Source organism: Planotetraspora mira (assembly GCF_016863275.1).
Taxonomy (GTDB): Bacteria; Actinomycetota; Actinomycetes; order Streptosporangiales; family Streptosporangiaceae; genus Planotetraspora; species Planotetraspora mira.
This window is the reverse complement of the sequence record NZ_BOOO01000063.1, coordinates 1-18,068: the sequence shown is the minus strand read 5'-3', so window position 1 is coordinate 18,068 and position 18,068 is coordinate 1. Positions and strand designations below refer to the sequence as shown.

General features: G+C 67.9%; 17 protein-coding genes. 5 read left to right on the top strand and 12 right to left on the bottom strand.

Features of this window, described 5'->3' with window-relative positions:
- Positions 1 to 127: 127 nt before the first annotated feature.
- A complete protein-coding gene (locus Pmi06nite_RS41035) occupies positions 128 to 973 on the bottom strand; it encodes a class I SAM-dependent methyltransferase (protein WP_203958666.1) in 846 nt (281 codons plus the stop codon).
- A gap of 444 nt (positions 974 to 1,417) precedes the next feature.
- Here Pmi06nite_RS41035 and Pmi06nite_RS41030 point away from each other — a divergent pair, with 444 nt between their 5' ends.
- Positions 1,418 to 1,804 (top strand): hypothetical protein, encoded by a 387-nt coding sequence (locus tag Pmi06nite_RS41030; protein ID WP_203958665.1) that lies wholly within the window; start codon positions 1,418 to 1,420, stop codon positions 1,802 to 1,804.
- A 205-nt stretch (positions 1,805 to 2,009) separates the two neighbouring features.
- Here the strand turns inward: Pmi06nite_RS41030 and Pmi06nite_RS41025 are convergent, their stop codons facing one another.
- The 5 genes from Pmi06nite_RS41025 to Pmi06nite_RS41005 form a co-directional block, all read right to left on the bottom strand.
- The gene (locus Pmi06nite_RS41025) at positions 2,010 to 2,483 is read right to left on the bottom strand and encodes a GNAT family N-acetyltransferase (RefSeq protein WP_203958664.1); all 474 of its coding nucleotides are present in this window, start codon (positions 2,481 to 2,483) and stop codon (positions 2,010 to 2,012) included.
- Between the two features lie 477 nt (positions 2,484 to 2,960).
- Complete coding sequence (locus tag Pmi06nite_RS41020; protein WP_203958663.1) at positions 2,961 to 4,790, bottom strand: ABC transporter permease; 1,830 nt, start codon at positions 4,788 to 4,790, stop codon at positions 2,961 to 2,963.
- 5 nt (positions 4,791 to 4,795) lie between these two features.
- On the bottom strand, positions 4,796 to 5,542 hold the full coding sequence (locus Pmi06nite_RS41015) for an ABC transporter ATP-binding protein (protein ID WP_203958662.1): 747 nt from the start codon (positions 5,540 to 5,542) through the stop codon (positions 4,796 to 4,798).
- Positions 5,539 to 6,066 carry a PadR family transcriptional regulator gene (locus Pmi06nite_RS41010; protein WP_203958661.1) on the bottom strand — a complete coding sequence of 176 codons (528 nt, stop codon included), beginning with the start codon at positions 6,064 to 6,066 and terminating at the stop codon, positions 5,539 to 5,541. Before Pmi06nite_RS41010 ends, Pmi06nite_RS41015 begins: the two co-directional genes overlap by 4 nt.
- 71 nt (positions 6,067 to 6,137) lie before the next feature.
- On the bottom strand, positions 6,138 to 6,611 hold the full coding sequence (locus Pmi06nite_RS41005) for a MarR family winged helix-turn-helix transcriptional regulator (RefSeq protein WP_239114559.1): 474 nt from the start codon (positions 6,609 to 6,611) through the stop codon (positions 6,138 to 6,140).
- 83 nt (positions 6,612 to 6,694) lie between these two features.
- Here Pmi06nite_RS41005 and Pmi06nite_RS41000 point away from each other — a divergent pair, with 83 nt between their 5' ends.
- Both Pmi06nite_RS41000 and Pmi06nite_RS40995 read left to right on the top strand, forming a co-directional pair.
- A complete protein-coding gene (locus Pmi06nite_RS41000) occupies positions 6,695 to 7,372 on the top strand; it encodes a hypothetical protein (protein WP_203958660.1) in 678 nt (225 codons plus the stop codon).
- Positions 7,365 to 7,799, top strand: a complete 435-nt coding sequence (locus Pmi06nite_RS40995; protein WP_203958659.1) for a hypothetical protein — start codon at positions 7,365 to 7,367, stop codon at positions 7,797 to 7,799. The genes Pmi06nite_RS41000 and Pmi06nite_RS40995 overlap by 8 nt, the downstream gene beginning before the upstream one ends.
- A gap of 503 nt (positions 7,800 to 8,302) precedes the next feature.
- Here Pmi06nite_RS40995 and Pmi06nite_RS40990 read toward each other — a convergent pair.
- Positions 8,303 to 8,854, bottom strand: coding sequence for a GNAT family N-acetyltransferase (locus Pmi06nite_RS40990; RefSeq protein WP_203958658.1), 552 nt, complete (start codon positions 8,852 to 8,854; stop codon positions 8,303 to 8,305).
- A 220-nt stretch (positions 8,855 to 9,074) separates the two neighbouring features.
- Here Pmi06nite_RS40990 and Pmi06nite_RS40985 point away from each other — a divergent pair, with 220 nt between their 5' ends.
- Positions 9,075 to 9,296, top strand: a complete 222-nt coding sequence (locus tag Pmi06nite_RS40985; RefSeq protein ID WP_203958657.1) for an NUDIX domain-containing protein — start codon at positions 9,075 to 9,077, stop codon at positions 9,294 to 9,296.
- 20 nt (positions 9,297 to 9,316) lie between these two features.
- Here the strand turns inward: Pmi06nite_RS40985 and Pmi06nite_RS40980 are convergent, their stop codons facing one another.
- Positions 9,317 to 10,318 carry an aldo/keto reductase gene (locus Pmi06nite_RS40980; RefSeq protein ID WP_203958656.1) on the bottom strand — a complete coding sequence of 334 codons (1,002 nt, stop codon included), beginning with the start codon at positions 10,316 to 10,318 and terminating at the stop codon, positions 9,317 to 9,319.
- A gap of 214 nt (positions 10,319 to 10,532) precedes the next feature.
- On the opposite strand from Pmi06nite_RS40980, the gene Pmi06nite_RS40975 reads away from it, so the two are divergent.
- Complete coding sequence (locus Pmi06nite_RS40975) at positions 10,533 to 11,369, top strand: helix-turn-helix transcriptional regulator (RefSeq protein ID WP_203958655.1); 837 nt, start codon at positions 10,533 to 10,535, stop codon at positions 11,367 to 11,369.
- A gap of 15 nt (positions 11,370 to 11,384) precedes the next feature.
- Here Pmi06nite_RS40975 and Pmi06nite_RS40970 read toward each other — a convergent pair whose 3' ends face one another.
- From Pmi06nite_RS40970 to Pmi06nite_RS40955, 4 genes are all read right to left on the bottom strand, one after another.
- A complete protein-coding gene (locus Pmi06nite_RS40970) occupies positions 11,385 to 13,223 on the bottom strand; it encodes a hypothetical protein (RefSeq protein WP_203958654.1) in 1,839 nt (612 codons plus the stop codon).
- Entirely contained in the window at positions 13,208 to 13,963 is a 756-nt protein-coding gene (locus Pmi06nite_RS40965) for an ABC transporter ATP-binding protein (RefSeq protein WP_203958653.1), read from the bottom strand. The genes Pmi06nite_RS40970 and Pmi06nite_RS40965 overlap by 16 nt, the downstream gene beginning before the upstream one ends.
- A 194-nt stretch (positions 13,964 to 14,157) precedes the next feature.
- Positions 14,158 to 16,560 carry a galactose-binding domain-containing protein gene (locus tag Pmi06nite_RS40960; RefSeq protein WP_203958652.1) on the bottom strand — a complete coding sequence of 801 codons (2,403 nt, stop codon included), beginning with the start codon at positions 16,558 to 16,560 and terminating at the stop codon, positions 14,158 to 14,160.
- A gap of 551 nt (positions 16,561 to 17,111) precedes the next feature.
- On the bottom strand, positions 17,112 to 17,882 hold the full coding sequence (locus Pmi06nite_RS40955) for a helix-turn-helix domain-containing protein (RefSeq protein ID WP_203958651.1): 771 nt from the start codon (positions 17,880 to 17,882) through the stop codon (positions 17,112 to 17,114).
- Positions 17,883 to 18,068: the final 186 nt, after the last annotated feature.

The window sequence follows — 18,068 nt, the reverse complement described above, 5'->3', positions numbered from 1 at the left end:
CAACAAAGACAGCACCGCCTCTGTGAGAACTTTCTGTACGTCTTCAAGGCGGCCCTAACCGGGCCGCACGCGCCGCCGTCACGGCGGACGCCGCCGCCTCCCGCTGGCCGACGTGGCCTGCGCTCGCTCAGGTGACCCGCGCGGCCACCAGGGTCTCGAAGGTATAGGGCCGCAGGCCATCGGTACGGCCGGCGAAGTACCGCTGCTGGAGGTCTGCACGTGCGGGGTGGTCCACGACCTTTAGCCCGCACCGGCTGATCAGCCTCTCGATCTCGGATACCGGCCAGCCAGGCTGAAGAGGCTCGCCGGCGGAAGCCGCGATCGGCGTGTAGATACGGGCGAATTCCGTCCCCGCGTCGTCGAGCGCACAGTCCTCGGCCCGGTAGGAGAACACCACCTCAGACCCGGGAGCAGCCGCCGCGATCGTGCGCAACGTCGACTCGATCGCCTGTGCCGTCAGATAGGGGGCGACGCCCGTCCAGCAGAACATCGCCGGCTGCGCCCAGTCGAACCCAGCCGGGCCCAGAACATCCTGAACCGGTCCGGCCTCGAAATCAACCGGCACGAATACCTGCGAGTCGCTGAGCGGCAGGCCGAGCTCCCTGACCCGCTCGAGCTTCCAGGCCTGGGAGGCAGGGTGATCAACCTCGAACACCGTCAGCGAGCCGAGCAGATCCGGCCGCCGCCACGCAAACGAGTCAAGCCCCGCGCCAAGAATCACGTACTGCGTGAAGGCACCAGCAGCCAGCCGGTCCTCGGCGTACCGGCTGCGGGTGCAGACAGCCGCACGGGACTCGCTGCGGACCGGGCCGGGGAACAGCGGATCGAACTGGTCTCGCAGCTGCTGCCATACCGGGCCGACAAGCACCAGGGCCAGCACATCGTCCAGTACCCACGGCGACGCCGTCTCCAGGCGAAACAATCCACGCGACACGGCCGCAAACATCGCCGTCCTGCTCGGCGCGCTTTCCATGCATTCCTCCTCGCCGGCCAGAACCCAGCATGCTGGCCACGCCCGGCCACTCCGCGCACTTCACAGGATGTGCCTCAAGCGCCCTGACGGCCATAGCCAGATGGACGTCTGGCTATGTGACGATCTCTGCCGAGCATGATCCGCCCCAGAAGCCGGACGCAGCGGCCCAACCAGACCACGCAGCCTTGCCGCCAGATCAGGGGCACATTCAGGGCACATGTTGACGCCCCAGTTCCGTTTCAGTTCCGTTTGAGGCCGTAAAACGTCGGAAGTCGACGGGAGACGTTGAGAGCTATTTTGCCTGGTCAGGCGCTACTCGGCGTGATCGGCGCAGGTGGAGAAGTCGCAGGCTGGAGTTCGAGCTCTACTACGACATCTGATCCTCGACATGGTGACCGAACCTCCCACGTGGGGCACATCCAGCATGGATGCGATGATCGCAGGGTGATTTACCGCGTCGGTGTCGTCAGCGCCGTCTTAGACGCGCATGGCCGTTGCTTGCTGACCATTTCCGATGGAGCCGTCGAACGCATCGATCCGGCTCTCACCGACGAAGAGATCAAGAACCGCTTCGAGCTGAACCGCCTAACCCGCATGCCCAAGATCGATTTCTGTGCTGGGCTCCTTCTCGATGGACCCCTTGAGGGCACTCTCAGTTACGCGATCAACGAACTCGATCACCGCAGCACGCACTACCTTCCGCGAACACCTAGCGACGCCTCGCCCCGAACGCCCCCGGGGTCAGGCCTCGTATACGAGGTCGTGAAACTCAGCTCGACGGGCCAGCCCGCAGAACTCCGCTATGTCCCCAGTGAGTGTCAAACTGAGTGACTTCCGGGGTGCCTGGCCTCGCCCTTCGATGCACGTCCGTGCACTGAACATGTGGCTTCACCAAGACAAACGCCAGGTCCCGGGATCATGACCAGTGCTTTGGGAGCAAGGAGTCACGATTCCGCCGGCCAGCGCCGCGGTGCACCGCCACCAGGCCGGAGTCTCCCGAACAGTGTGGCGTCTTGCTGACTGTGGCCATGAGTCGTTACGCGGGGTTCGTCAGATCCAGCACCCCAACCGTCTGCCCCTCGCTCTTCTCGCCTGTAAGTTCGAACCCGAGCTTCCGATAGAAGGCCTCTGGCCCATCCTCTCCCGGCTCCCACGTGACATACATCTGCGTGCCGCCACGGCGCCTTACTTCGGCGGCCACTGATTCGACGGCGAAGCGGCCAACACCGCGCCCCTGTGCGTCGGGTGTCACATTGAGGCGCCACAAGCCGGACCGGAAGTCGACTCCCTTGCCGTTCCAGTCGATATCGAGGAAGGCCATGAGGAATCCCACGGCACGGTCGCCGTCGAGGATGAGGCGTGGCCAGGCCACTTCCGGGTAGACGTAAGCCTCGGCCAGAGACTTCATCACCGGTGAGACGAAGCGTTCTTGGTCGGGACGGACTTTCACTGTAAGGGCCGTCTCGATGTTGGCAGGCGTGACGGGCACAAGGCGGAGGCTTCCAGTCATGCGAGAACACTAGAGATTGGGTATGCGCGGTTCGTGCAGTAAGTGTCCCGGGGCGTATTCGCTCCGTTTGGCCGGATCAGAAGACGCCGGACGGGGTCACTATCTCGGGCAAGGGAAGACGTAGAGCAGTCGCTGTGCCCTCACTGCGCCGTCTGATGGCCCAGAGGCGAGACCCATGGGGGCGACTGGGGACCACACGTCATGCGCGTAGCCGTACAACCTGCACGGCACCAAACGTCGGGTATGGCTACCTGAAGGCCGTTGAGCTGCAAAAACGCCTACCCCCACTTCCTGGGGGCCAAGGAGTCGCAGGTTCAAATCCTGTCGTCCCAACGCAGCTCAGAGGGCTGATCCGATTGGTCGGGTCGGCCCTTTCGGCGTCTTGGGGACCACGATCATCTTGCATCCGGCCTGATGGTGCTGCTTGACCGGTGGTCAAGCATGGAAGGCTCCCGAATATCGGCGATGCCGTGTCGCTTAGAGAGTCTCGGTCACGGGACGGCGGCTGCTGAGGCGGGCGGGAACAGCGGTGAGTACCGCCACCACGAGTACGGTTCCTAGCACCAGGGCGAGCAGCTGCCAGAGCGAGGGAAGCGTGACCCTGTCGCTGTCGCCGCCGGTGATCGCGTTTATTGCGGCGAACAGTGCGAAGCCTCCCGGGAAGACGCCCAAGATGGCGCCGACGAGCGCGGGCAGCACCTGCGCGGCCGCCAGTGCCGTACTCACTTCACGAGGGGCTGCGCCGAGAGCACGCGCCAGCGCCGACGAATGCCGGTTGTCGAGCACCGTCGCCCAAGTGATGACGATGGCGTTGACCGCCGCCAGGGAGAGCAGTACGACCGTCCAGACGAGGAGCACGTGGCGCAGCACCTCCACCTGAGCATCGTCATATCCGCCGACGAGTGGCTGGGTGGCGAGGAAGGCGTTGAGCACCAGCAGGACGTAGATCCCGCTGACCGTGACCACGATGCTGACCACACCCAGCACGACCCGTCGCGGCCGGCGGGCGGCGACCCGCAAGGCGAGAAGCAACGGGACGGGCAGTCGCGCCGAGATCGCGATCAGCCAACCGATACGGCGGGGTGGGCGTGCCGAGTCGGCCAGCGCGTCGACGGTGCTGGAGCGGGCGGCGCGCACGACCGGAACAACGGTCGCAAGTACCGCGACTCCGAGTGCCACGGCGGTCACCAAACCGACCGTGGACATGGTCATCGACGGCGGGCCCGCGCTGCCGACGAGCCCGGCGCTGGACTCGGTGAGCAACGGAGCGGTCAGCGATCCGACCGCCAACCCGGCCGCGGCCGCAACGACGGCCACGAGGACATACTCCGCGAGCAGCACGGCGGCGACCAGGCTCGGTGTGCCGCCGACCGCTTTAAGGAGTCCGACGCGTCTGGTCTGATCGGCCATCCGGCCGCCGACCAGTACCGAAAGACTGGCCACGGCGAGCAGGCCGAGCAGCCAGGCTCCAATCAGCAGAAGGATCTGGGAGTCTCCGGCCAGCTCGGTGGCGTCTTCGAGAATGTTCTCCCAGGGCTGCATGGGCACAGCGCCGCTCTGCTCGCCGTGGTTTGCGTCGACGAACGCCTGGGCCCCATCGGGGTCGGCCAGCTTCAGGTTCATCACGTAGGCCAGGGAGTCCGGATTCGGCGGGAGGCTCCGCACATCCGCCTGGGTGAGCCAGACCAGGCCGGGATTGTGCAGCAACCCCGGAGGCAGTCCGGCGCCGTCCGGATTGTCGGATACTGCGCCGCTCATGCAGGGGAGATAGCAGGAGGCCTTCGGATAGGGCGGCATGGCGGCGGTGACCGCGACGCCGACGACCTCGAACGACCGGCCGTCCAGGGTGACCGGATCACCGACGCGCACATCGAGCGCGTTGGCGAAGGCGGCCTCGACCACCACGCCGCCATCGCGGACCCAGCCGCCCTTTATCAGTTCGGGCTGGTCGACCGACGCAGGCGCGGCGTCGCGCCCCACGACCTGTACATCTGACGTTCGACCGGATGCCTGAAGTGCCGCCGCGGTGACCGGGTACGGTCCGCTGTGGTCGATGACACCGGGAGCGCCGGCCAGACCCTTGAGGGCGGAAAGCTCGGCGGCCCGGCCGACGTTGGCGACCACGTCGGGTCCATTGGTCGCCTCCCGAGTGCTCTGATACGGGTCGCTTGCCGCGTCACGCAGGACGAGCCCGAGCGTCAACGTCGTGGTGGCCGCCATGATGGCGATCAGCAGCAATGCGGCCTCGGTGCGGCGCCGCCGGAGGTCACGCACGGCGAGGCGGCCCACGAGCAGGATGCGGCCCATCGCCCTCAGTCCTCCAGCCCGATAAGGGCGCCGAGCCGCCCGGTGGTGCCACCGGTCAACCTGGTCTCGTCCACGAACGCGCCGTCGCGCATCGAGATCAGCCGGTCTGCCGTGGCCGCGATCCGCGCATCGTGGGTGACAACGACCAGCGTCTGACCGGACTCGTGCAGGCTCTCGAAGAGTTGGAGGACGTCCAAGGTGGCGGCGCTGTCCAGATTTCCGGTCGGTTCGTCGGCGAGGACGACTAACGGTTCGTTGCTCAACGCCCGGGCGACCGCGACCCGCTGCCGCTGGCCACCGGACAGCGCCGAGGGCAGGAAACGTGCCCGGTCGGCGAGCCCGACCTGCTCCAGCAGCTCCTCCGCACGCCGTCTGGCGGCCCGCGGCGAGCGTCCGGCCAGCAGCGCCGACAGCTCGACGTTCTCCACGGCGGTGAGCTCCTCCATCAGGTGAAAGGCCTGGAAGACGAAGCCGACGGCGGTCCGTCGCATCCGGGCCAGGGCCTTCTCGCCGATGTCGTCGATGCGACGGCCGTTCAGCCACACCTCTCCATCCGAGGGCCGGTCCAGCCCCCCGAGCAGGTGGAGCAGTGTGGACTTCCCGCAGCCGCTGGGACCCATCACCGCCACCGTCTCTCCCGCGCCGATGTCGAGATCGACCCCGTCGACGGCTCGCACCACCCCTTCCCCCTTGCCGTACTCCTTTCGCAACCCGCGGGCGCGAAGCACGGACGTGTCGGCGGCGTTGCTCACGATCCACTCCTTCGGTGAGTCCAGTTCTTCTCACATGCCTCGAGCCAGCGCAGGTCCGCCTGAAGCCGGAGCACGATGCCCTCCAACAACAGCGCCGCGTCCGAGCGATTCGGTTCGGCCATGGCGGCGCGTTGGGCGTCACGCAGCCGACGCAGCAGCTCGCGGCGCTGGGTGTCGACGATGGTGAGCGGGTCGGCCAGCCCGGCCGACGCGGCCGCGATCAGCTTGAGATGGAACTCGGCGAGGTCGGGTCTCGGCCAGCCCACCTCGGCGATCCACTCGGCGACTCGCTGCTGGCCGTTGGGAGTGAGCGCGTACACCTTGCGATCCGACCGGTCGGCGCCGCCGGCAGACTTCTCGACCGCCAACAGGCCGGCCTTTTCCAGCCGGGTCAGCGTGACGTAGACCTGCCCGTCGTTCATCGCGTCACCGAGAGGGCCGAGCGCGTCGCGCAGCCGGGCGCGCAGCTGGTAGCCGTGCGAGGGCTCCTTGGCCAGCATCGCCAGCACTACTTCCTGCTGCATTGGGCCCCCTATAACCGTTAGCTACAACGTCTAACGGTTAGCCCCTCGCTGTCAAGCCTGCAGCCCATGCGTCACCCCTTCGACGACTCGTCTTCGGCAGCGAGAAGCTTCACCATCAAGGCGATGAACTGACGCCGCTGCGCATGTGTCAGAGGTTTCAGAACTTGCTCCTGAATACCGTCGATGACGTTGTCGAGTTCCAGGAGTTGTTCGACCCCAGCCGGGGTGATCGTGACAATGTTGCGACGCCTGTGCTCGGGATCGACAGAACGCTCGACGAGCCGGAGTGACTCGAGTTCGGACAACGCCGCCGTGACGTCGCTGCGATCGATCCCGGTCCCGCGGCCCAGGTCAGCCTGGCTCGCGGGCCCCCACTCGTCGAGCGCGGCCAAGAGGCGGTAGTGGTAACTGCGAAGGCCGCGGCCGTACGACTCGAACCCGGCGGCGAGGAGACCCGACGAGCGCGCGAAGGTCCGGCTTATGAGCCAGGTCGGACGATCCTTGACGCGGGCGGGAGTACGGCTTGGCGGGTGATCCATCGGCATGGACAGAGACTACCAATTGTTGGTGTGACCAACGTTTGCTATGTTGGCCGTGCCAACATTTCCTCCATCCAGGAGACCGACTCATGGACGAACCGACCACCAGCGGACCCAAACGGATTCTGGTCATCGGCAGAAGCCCAAGCGTGATCCTTGACGCCGCCGACATCCTGCGAAGCAAGGGCTTCCACGCGGACGCGACGAACCAGTTCGATGAGGTGCTGACCGAGTACGACACCACGAACATCGATGTCGTCGTCTTCGGTGGCATGGTTCCGCCTAACACCAAGCAGCACCTCAGAGACGAGATCTCCAAGGTCAACAGCCACGTCACCTTCGTCCAGGGACTCGCCGGCATCGCAGGCCTCATCGCCGCCCAGGTTGAGGGCGTCACGTCGACCGCCGGAGACGACAACGGCGTGGCATATGACACGACGAAGAGAACGGTGCAGCTCAGCCTGCGGGGACCGGCCCAGGTGGTCGTCGAGGCCTGGTGGGGCACCTCGTTCACGCCGCCCGAGCCGACGAACACCTCGTTGCGCGTGATCGACTCCCACTTCGATTCAGGGGAGTACTTCATTCCACTCCCCGCCGAGATTCCGCCCGTGGCGTCGTTCGTCACCGTGTCCGTCGGGCGGGCCGTCCGCGCGTTCACGGTCGGCGCGATGCCGGAGGCAGTGATTCGCATGGTTCCCACCGGTGACCCGACCCAGCGCACCGCGCTCCCTCCCGTCCGAGCGGTGGCGACCCACAACAATGACTGACAAGCCGGGCACCCCAGCGGTACGAACCATGCGCACGCGATCCATGAAGCCCCCCACGCTCGTGGCCCCTGTCCTGCTTGCGCTCGTGATGCTGTCCGCGTGTGGGGCTGATGAGACAGACCCGGTGCCCGCTCCCGTGATTCTCGATGGTCCGAGCATCAGGTCGGACCCGGATTCGGCCAGACATGTGAAGTACTACGAAGCATTGGCTGCGATCGATCCGGAGATCAGGGACGACAACCCGGACTGGGCCTGGGACCGCGGTCGTGATCAGTGCACCTCGATCAAGGGCTCGGCCGATGACGCGAAGCTGCTGGAACTGGCCGAAAAGCGGTTCGCGACGCCGGATCACCCGGATGGTTTCGGGCTGGCGAAGAACAAGCTGATCATGAAGGCCGTGCGGCAATACGTCTGCCCGGAGCTCTGAGTTCCCCGGCGGGCAATTGAGCATCCAGGGGAAGATCACCTAATAGGGCTGGGAGACCAGGATGGCCCACTTGGCACCCGGCGGGGCCCTGACGGTCAGCTGGTACGTTTCGCCTTCATGGGAAGGGTCGCGTTCTCGTAATCACTCGTCCCGCTCGAACACGACTCCGTCCACCGGACCGTTCCCTTCGACTGGGCGCCCCCACCCACTGGCCACGAGTGCCGCAACCACGACGGCCAGAGCGAATCCACGCATCAGGCGCCTTCCCCTGTGGATCAAGACACCGCAATGTATGGTCCTCAACGGCGGCCCCGTCCGCATCGAGGTGGAGCCGCGCGAGGCCGACTGGGAGGCCCCGCACGGCCGCGAGAAGCTCGGCGGCTGATCCGCGCACGGCCGGCCACCCGCTCGCGTTCCCGACGTAGCGGGTGCCGCCGGCTGCGGCCCTAACACCCTGCTGATTCAGCGATCATCGGCGCGCAGTAGGCGCGTCGGGCACGGGATCAGGCCGGAATTTCGTCCGCGAGAAAACTGAACACGAGCAGATCATGCAGGCCGTCGTCTTCGCGCTTCGCCTGTCGCAACGTGCCCTCATGGATGAATCCGGCCTTGGCCGCGACACGCTGGGACGCTTCATTCTCGGGAGTGGTACGTAGCTCCACCCGATGGATGCCCAGCGAGAAAGCCCAACGTGTGACCGCACGAACCGCCTCGGGCGCGAAGCCCTGTCCGCGAAACTTGGGACCCACGCCGTAGCCCACTTCAGTGATCCCGGTTTCCCAGTCGGTTCCATGCAGGCTGATCCCGCCGACCAGTTCACCGCCCTTTGTGAAGATCGCCAGGTGCACGCCCCCGCCAGAGCGCCGCAATCCGTGAACACCCTCGATCAGCCACTCCTCGACTTCCTCAACAGCAGAGGGCCGGCCCGGCGGAAGAGCAGTAGACGCCTCCCCGTTCATGACGAGCGCGACTACCTGGTCATGATCGACTAGTTCGTGTGGCCGCACCACAAGGCGCTCGGTCTCCAACTGAACGGGAATGTCGAAAGTGGTCACGCATACTCCTTGCTGGACGACCGCGCCTTACGGCGCCTTCGCCGCGTGACCATACACAGGGTCACACCATCGGTGGCAAGGCCTTTTCTCTCCCCCCAGTACGGGGCAGCCCCACCGGGTCGTGGACGGGAACCCCGCCTATCTCCAGTAGGTTCTGGCCGAGCAGGCCTCAGCCTGATCTCACGCGGATCAGCTGACCTGTCGCGGCTAGCATGCCCGGGTGTCCTCGGTGAACCTGCGCCACTCGGCCCGCGCAATCGTCCTCGATGAAGACGACCGCATCCTGCTGTGCCGCTTCGCCATTCCAGAGCCGGCCGGCACTGTCGTATGGGCCGCACCCGGCGGAGGTATCGAGCGTGGCGAGACGCCGCTCGCCGCGCTGCGCCGCGAGCTACATGAAGAGATAGGCCTGGTGGTCGCCACCGACCCACCACATGTATGACTGCGTGGGTCCGATTCCCGTCACCGCTCGCTGTCCATCGAGGTGAGGATGACGTCGGCGTACCGGCTGCCGGATGCCGCGCCGGCAGGGACGGCCGCCTCGATGCGCGCCAGCGCTTCGGGGCTCAGCGTCAGCGAGGCCGCGGCGAGCGACTCGCCGAGCCGGTCGCGCCGTCGGGCCCCGACCAGGGGGACGACGTCCCGGCCGCGCGAGGCGACCCACGCGATGGCGACCTGAGCCACCGTCGCGCCCAGATCCACCGCCACCTCGCGCAGCGCCTCGACCAGCCTGAGGTTGGCCTCGAGGTTCTCGCCCTGGAAACGGGGGCTCATCCCCCGGAAGTCCCGGTCGGTCAGGTGGCGGCCGGGCGTCCAGTGCCCGGACAGCAGGCCCCGGGAGAGCACGCCGTACGCGGTGACGCCGATCCCCAGCTCGCGGGCGGCCGGCAGGATCTCCGCCTCGATCCCGCGGGACAGCAGGGAGTATTCGATCTGCAGGTCGCTGATCGGGTGGACCGCCGCGGCACGGCGGAGCGTCTGCGCGCCGACCTCCGACATGCCGATGTGCCTGACCAGGCCGGCCTCGACCATCTCCTTGATCGCACCGACGGTCTCCTCGACCGGGACCTGCGGGTTGATCCGGGTCGGGCGGTAGATGTCGACGTAGTCGGTGTTCAGCCGCCGGAGCGTGAACGCGAGCCGGTCCTTCACCGCTGCCGCGCTCACGTCGGATCCCACCGGCGTGAAGCCGCCGAACGGGTCCCGCCTGCTACCGAACTTGACGCTGATCGTCACGTCCTCCCGCCGATAGGGCTTGATCGCCTCTCTGATCAGCAGCTCGTTGTGGCCCGAGCCGTAGAAGTCGGCCGTGTCGATCAGGGTGATCCCGGCGTCGATCGCGGCGTGGATCGTGGCGATGCTCTCCGCCTCGTCGGCCGGGCCGTACAGGTCGGACATGCCCATCGCGCCGAGGCCGATCGCGGAGACCACGGGGCCGGTCGCGCCGAGCTTGCGACTCTCCATGGGGGAAACCTCATCCTTCGTCAGTCCGCCGGGCGCCTCCGCGTCCGGCCCATCCGCGGTGTACGGATGACACTCAGATGGTGGGTTCCCGGCGAAGGGTGCGGCAGGGCCCGTTTATCCAGGGAGAGACTCTCCCCTCCTGAGGAACGGGGACCGGTCGCCCCACGCCCACTCGCGACGCCGGGCACTCCCCCCGTCGGCATAAATTGGACAGGTGGACCGGCCGCAACTCGCTGACTTCCTCCGCCGCCGACGTGAATCGCTCCATCCCGGCGACGTGGGCATGCCTGTGGGGACGCGCCGCCGTACCCCGGGGCTGCGCCGCGAGGAGGTCGCGATCCTGGTCGGCATGTCCGTCGACTCCTACAACCGTCTGGAGCAGCAGCGCGGCTCCCAGCCGTCGGAGCAGATGGTGTCCGCGATCGCCCGTGCCCTGCGGCTCGACCCGGACGAGCGGGATCATCTCTACCGCCTGGCCGGCTACCACGCGCCGTTCCGGCAGGTGTCCTCGGTGCCGGTGCACGCCGCCACGATGCGCGTCCTCGACCGCCTCCACGACACGCCCGCACAGGTCGTGACGGATCTCGGGGAGATCCCCGCGCAGAACCGGATGGCACGGGCCCTGCTCGGAGACCAGACGGGCTTCACGGGCTTCGCCCGGAGCTTCGTGTGGCGCTGGTTCACCGACCCCGCCGCCCGCCGGATCTACCCCGTGGAGGATCACGATCACCACAGCCGCATCCAGGTCGCGGACCTGCGCGCGGGGCTGGGCCGCCGGGAACCCGACCCGTACGCCACGGAGCTGGTCGAGCGGCTCCGCCGGGAGAGCGCGGAGTTCGCCGGGCTGTGGGATCGGCACGAGGTGGCCGTGCGCAGGCTCGACACCAAGCGGATCGTGCATCCCGAGCTCGGTCTCATCGAGCTCGAGTGCCAGAACTTCGTGTGCGAGAGCGAGGCGCAGCGGCTCCTGGTGTTCACCGCCGCCGAAGGCAGCCGCGCGGCCGAGCAGCTGCGGGTGCTCGGCGAGCGTGTCGCTGAGCAACCCGTGTGAACATGCCTCGCCGGCTCAGGCGGCCGCCGCGGGGAGCGCCTCCTCGCGCGGGCGGGGGCGGTAGGAGACCCACAGCGCCCCGCCGTACATGGCGATGCCGAGCAGGACCATGAAGACGACCACCGGCCATCCCCACGGGTCTGGCACGTGGAGGGCGAGGAACCAGCTCTTCTCCTCCGTGCCGTTGGCCTTCATGACGCCGGCCACGATGCCCTGCGGGAACAGCGGGATCGCGCCTAACGACCAGCCGACGGTCGCGATGATCTGGTCGCGCTTCGGCAGGTCGTCGAACTTCTTCCACCTCGCCGACGCGGATTGCGCACGTTTGCCCGTGCGCATCGTCTGCAGCAACTCGGGACCGTGGGACTGCAGCCTGCTCTCGGCCAGCGCGCCGAACCCCCACACGCACAGCGCCCCGGTCACGATCCCCACCGCGACTCCCGGCCAGCCGTAGGAGGAGGCGACCAATCCGGCGGGCACGCCGGTGAGCCCGCCCAGCCCGATCACGGCGTAGGCGAGGCCGGTCAGCGAGCCGTCATCCTCGGAGGAGCGCAGCGGGTTGCCGCCCCGCCGGTGCGGATCGATGCCGGGCACGAGCGCGTAGACCGAGATCAGCGGGACGATGCCCGCCGCGCCGCCGAGCAGGGCGGCCGTCAGGGCGAGCGGCAGCGGCCACGGGCCGCCCGTGATCGCGGCGCCGGCGACCGTCAGCGCCAGGCCCACCGGACCGACGGTCAGCAGCCACGCCCACTGCCTGCCCCGGACCTCGGAGGCCCCCGGCGTCATCAGGGTGAGCCACAGGACCGTGCCGTCCGTGCCGTACAGGTTGGCCGACATCGCCCCCGCCATGAGGATGAAGACCGCGCCCGTGTACGGCAGCAGGCCGTTCATGCCCATGAAGAGCATGCACGAGGTGAAGAAGACGGCATAGGCCAGGGCGAAAGTGAGCTGGTGGTTGCGCACCAGGTCGCGGGTCCAGGTCCGCATCTCCTTGGCCACCACGGCCCCCTGCGCCGAGGTCGCCGTCATCGGCCGCCTGCCGCGGACGGACGGCCGGGCCGCGGAGGTGCGCCGGGTGAGCAGCGCCGCCCACGCGCCGAGCAGCAGCACGATCAGGAGGCACATCGCGGCGAGCGCGGCCACCGCGCGCGGCCACGCCCCTTGGGCGGCCGCCTCGACGGCGATCAGGCCCCAGCCGGACGGGAGGTATCGCAGGATCGCCGACGCCGTGGGCGGAATCCCGCCCACCTGCTGGAAGGCGACGAAGAAGACCCAGCCCTGACCGAGCGCGGCGAGGATCACGCCGTTGCTGAGCCCCGCGGCGATCGCGCCGACCCGCGACCGCAGCGCCAGCCCCATGACGGCGGTCGCGACGCGGGACAGCAGGACGAAGACCACCAGCGACAGCAGCATCGCCGGGAGCGCGATCAGCACCGAGGCCGCCGAGCCGAGGCGCACGCCGAAGACCACGAGTGCGGCCAGGGCCACCAGGCTGACCGCAGGAGCGACTCCGATGAAGGACGCGGTGAGCAGCCCGAACGCGAGGCGCCGGGGCCGCAGCCCGACAAGGGTGAAGTATTCGGGGCGCAGGGTCTCGTCGCCGCCTCCGATGAAGACCGGCCCGAAGATCCAGCCGAGCATCCAGACCGCGTACGCGGCGGCCAGCAGGTCGCCGGTGTGCCATCCCGTGACCGAGCCCACGTTCGGATCGCCGACGAACGCGACGGCGACGGTGCCACCGGCCAGGATGAGCCCGAGCACGGCTCCTGCGACGACGAGGCCGGCCTTCTGGCTGTTCATCGAGTTGCGCAGGACGGCCATCTTCATGGCCGCCATGGTCAGCGCGACAGCCATGACAACCCCTTCGCACCGGCGCCGGACGCGCCCACGAGCTCGACGAAGGCGTCCTCGAGGGAGCCGGCGCCGCGGACCTCGTCCAGCGACCCCGCGGCGGCGACCCTGCCCTGGTCGATGACCGCGACGTGGTCGCAGAGCTGTTCGACGAGGGCCATGACGTGGCTGGAGAGCACGACGGAGCCGCCGCCGTCGACGAAGCCGCGGAGGATGCTCTTGATCGTCGTCGCGGACACGGGGTCGACCGCCTCGAAGGGCTCGTCGAGCACGAGCAGCCTCGGGCCGTGCAGGAGCGCCGTGGCCAGCCCGATCTTCTTGCGCATTCCGGTGGAGTACTCGATGACGAGCGTGTTCTCCGCCGTGTCGAGCTCCAGGACGGCCAGCAGTTCCCCTGCGCGTTCCACCACGACGTCCCTCGCCATGCCGCGCAGCAGCCCGAGGTAGGTCAGCACCTCGCGACCGGTCAGCCGTTCCGGCATCGCCAGGCCGTCGGGCAGCACGCCGACGAGGGTCTTGGCACGCTCGGGCTCGGCCCAGACGTCCGCGCCGAAGATGCGGGCGCCGCCGCTGTCGGGACGGAGCAGGCCGACCGCCATCGCGAGCGTTGTGGTCTTTCCTGCCCCGTTCTGGCCGACCAGGCCGTAGAAGGAGCCCTGGGGAACGGTCAGGTCGACATGATCGACCGCGATCTTTTCCCCGAAGGCCTTGGCAAGGCCGGATATCTCGAGCGCTGCGCTCATTGACGGTCTCCCGGTCGCGGGTGGGGGGGCCGGTTCACGTACGAAGAGTCCAAGATGACGGACCGAGAAGATTCGATCATGTAAGTGGGGGACGCGTCGAGGGGAACGCTCGAATCGTCACCGTTCCCGCAGCCCTGCGAAAGGACGGGCAGGCTCCGGCCGTCCCTGGCGGGTACGGCCGGAGCCCCTGGCGATTACGCCGGATACACCTCGAACTCCGACAACTGGGCGGCGGACCAGCCCGTGTTGGCCGTGAAGTTCAGCCGCACATAGCGCGCCGAGGTCTGCGCGAACGTGATCGTCACCGCGTTGCCCGTCACCGGATTGAACGTGTAACCCGCCGAACCGGCGATCGTGGCGAACGACGACCCGTTCGCGCTGCCCTGCACGGACAACGTCTGCGTCCGCGTCTGCCACGCCGACTGCGGCGGCAACTTCAGCACGACCCGCCCGATCGACGCCGCCGACCCCAGATCGACCTGAACCCATTGCGGGAACGCGTTGTTGGCGCTCTCCCAGTAACTGTTCGCGTCGCCGTCGACCGCGTTCCCCGAGCCGTAGTTCTGCGTGTGGCTGCTCTCCGACGTGGCCTTGCCCCGGGCCAGGTTGGTGTTCGCCTGGGCGTCCGTGGTGACGTTGACGGTGTTGGAGGCGGGCGAGGTGTTGCCCGCGGCGTCCTGCGCGGTCACGGTGAAGCTGTACGCCGTGCCCGCCGTCAGTCCCGTGACGGTGGCGGATGTGCCGGTCGACGAGGCCACGACCGCGCCGCCACTTCGGACCTGGTAGCCGGTCACGCCCTTGTCGTCCGTCGAGGCCGACCATGTCAACGAGACGCCGGTGGCCGTCTTCCCCGTCACCGTGAGGTTGCCGGGCGCTGTCGGCGCCTGGGTGTCGGTGTCCCCGCCGCCGCCCGCCGTGCCGTACACCTCGAGTTCGGACAGTTGCGCGGCGGTCCAGCCGGTGTTGGCGGTGATGTTGACGCGGACGTAGCGCGCCGAGGTCTGCGCGAACGTGATCGTCACCGCGTTGCCCGTCGCCGGGTTGAACGTGTAACCCGCCGGCCCCGCGATCGTGGCGAACGACGAACCGTTCGCACTGCCCTGCACGGACAACGTCTGCGTCCGCGTCTGCCACGCCGACTGCGGCGGCAACTTCAGCACGACCCGCCCGATCGACGCCGCCGACCCCAGATCGACCTGAACCCATTGCGGGAACGCGTTGTCAGGGCCCTCCCAGTAACTGTTCGCGTCGCCGTCGACGGTGTTCGGTGAGCCGAAGTTCTGGTTGTGGCCGCTCTCCGCGGTCGCCTTGCCGCGGGCCAGGTTGGTGTCGCCTCCTCCTCCTCCGACGACGGGAGGCGTGGGCCGGACGGGGGTCAGCGCGATCTGCCCCTTCAGCATCCGGCCGCCGTCGCCGGTGAGCCTGAGGTAGTAGTCGGAGGAGCAGACGGTGCCGTCCTCGTCGAGCCCGAGGAAGCCGGAGTTGACCGGGATCATCGACTGGTTCTCCGCCGTCTTGGCGATCTGGTTGCCCTCGTTGAACTCGTCGAACATCGAGATGTAGATGCCCTGCGCGCCCACCCGGACCATGTTGTAGAACTGGCGCCACATGAAGTCGCCGTGCGCCCGGTGCCGCGCCGTCACCTCTCCCGGCATCACGCAGGGCTGGTAGTCGATGCCGCGGGCGTTGCAGTACGCCTGGTCGGGGACGTTGAGGTCGTTGTAGAAGCGGTCGGAGTCGGCCGCCGTGCTGATCCGTCCCACCATCCACGGCGAGAGCATGTTGTAGGCGTTGAACACGTCGATGAAGCCGGGCCGGCAGTCGTTGATGCCGGCGCGCCAGTAGGTCGGCACCCCGCCCATCACGTAGCAGCCCTGGCTCTTGAACCAGTTGACCACGTCGAGACAGGCGGCCGCGTCCGACGGGTGCTTGGCCTCGTTGAACCCGAAGCCCCAGATGCCGACGACGGGCTTGCCGTTCTGTTTGGCGTACGCGGAGGAGGCCACCATCGCCGACATCTTGTTCGTCCAGTCGGCCTTGATCTCGGGCTGGAAGTTCGTCCAGCCGGACACGTCGTACATGACGTAGAACTTGCGGCCGTTCGCCTCGGCGGCACTGCGGACCTTGACGGCCATCGCGTCACGGGTCGCGCCCTCGCCGCCGTTCGGGTTGAAGCGCTGAAGCGCGGCGGTGTCGCAGTTGTTCTCCCGCATCCACCGGAAGTGGGTGTCGACGGTCTGCTGGTCATACGACGAGAACAGCGCGGCGGGCTGCCCGTTGCCGAGGTTGGCGTAGGCGGTGGGGTAGGTCCGGGTGAACTCCCGCAGGTCGGGCCACGCGACGATCGTGGTGTTGCCCGGCGAGGGTGGCTGGGACCCGTTCTGGCTCCAGTGCCACCAGGTGTTGATGGGGGCGCCGTCACCCGGGCAGGCGAACCAGCCCTGGTAGCCGACGGTGATCTTCCCGACCACGTCCCCGACGGGACTCGCGGCGTTCGCCGCACTGGTCATCGCGGAGATCAGTTCGGTTCCCGACACCGCGGCGATAGCGGATCCCGACACCACCGAGGTGATGAACGTCCGGCGGGAGACTGCCACGTGCTTTCCTTTCGTCCAGAACGGCGGTCCATGCCTCACCTCCTCGGCTGGGCCGTCCGGGGACGCTCCGGGGGCTCATGTCGGCGGGTCGGCACACGGCGGCGCTCGCCGTACCCCCGGCGCGAGAGCAACCGCTTTGCACGCATCTTGACAGCCATCGATATCGGCTTGCAATACTCGGAAATATCCGCGAAATATGATAGGCAATTGATCGCAAGAACTTGCGACCCTTGCGGAAAGCGGACCGTTCCAGCGTGCGCAAGACTCGTTGACGCAGCGGTCAAGCCGACAGCTTCGCACCGCTCATCTCCCCGCTCAGGTCCCACAGCCGGACCGCGGCCTCCGGGTCGGCCGCGTGCGGGGCGAGGCCGGCGGGCGGAGGGACCTCCGAGGAACGGTGCTAACGGGTTCAGCGTCCGGGGGTCCGGCTCCGCGACCACGCCGCGCGGCTGCTCGATCTGGTCATCGACGGCCTGCGCCTCGGCGCTCCGGCCGCCTCGACGAGTGAGGCCGGGCATGACCTGCGGTCTCAGTGGTCGTAGGCGGTTCGGTCAGTCGGGCGGTTCCGCCAACCGGGTCCAACGGGTCCAGCCACGCGCGCGCACCAGCTCCAGGAACCGCCCCGCCCGCGGGTCGGACTCGATGGTGAGTGCGTCCAGAAGGTCGAACGCCAGATCGTCTCGCACCACCTCGCCGCGGCCCATCTCGCCGGAGGCGTATGCCTGCTCGGACAGGCCCACCATGATGTCGACGGCCTCCTCCACACGCGGGTCGTCGTATGAGTCGCTTTCCAAGAGCTCCGACAGCAGGCGATAGAGCCGAACCATTTGCGGGTCCTCGAGCTGCGCGAGTTTCCCGGGGATGACCTCGCGGATCTGATCGGGCCAGCGAGCCGCAACCAGGATCCACCCGTCCCGCTCACCCTCCACCATCCGCTCTGACGCCCCGATCTCCCGAAGCCGATCGAGATAGAAGATCACCTCCGGCGGGAGCGCCAGACTGTCCCCGGCAGCGAGCTGCGCGATCTGCTTGCGGCTGGTCTCAAGCCGTTCGATCTCGTCGCGCAGGTGGCTGTCGATCCTTTGGACCACTTCGGCGAAGGTCGACGCGTCGGCTTCGAGCATCTGACCGATCTGAGACAGCGGCACGCCGGCGTTGGCGAGGGTGCGGATCTTGATGAGGGACACGACTGCCGTCGCGCCGTACCGCCGGTAACCCGAGGCATCCCGCTCCGGCTCGGGCAGTAGTCCGATCTGGTGATAGTGCCGCACCGCCCGCACCGTGACGCCGGCATACGCCGCCAATTGACCGATCGTCAGCATGTTCTGATTTTGCCCTCAACTCGCCCCACCCGGTCGACCCCGGCTCAAGAGATCCTGCGACGGTAGGAGAAGTCGGAGAAGAAGTAGGCGACGACGAGGATGCCGACGCACCAGGCGAGGGCGATCCAGATGTCGGTGCCGACCGGCTGCTGTGTGAACAGGCCGCGGATCGTGTTGACGATGGAG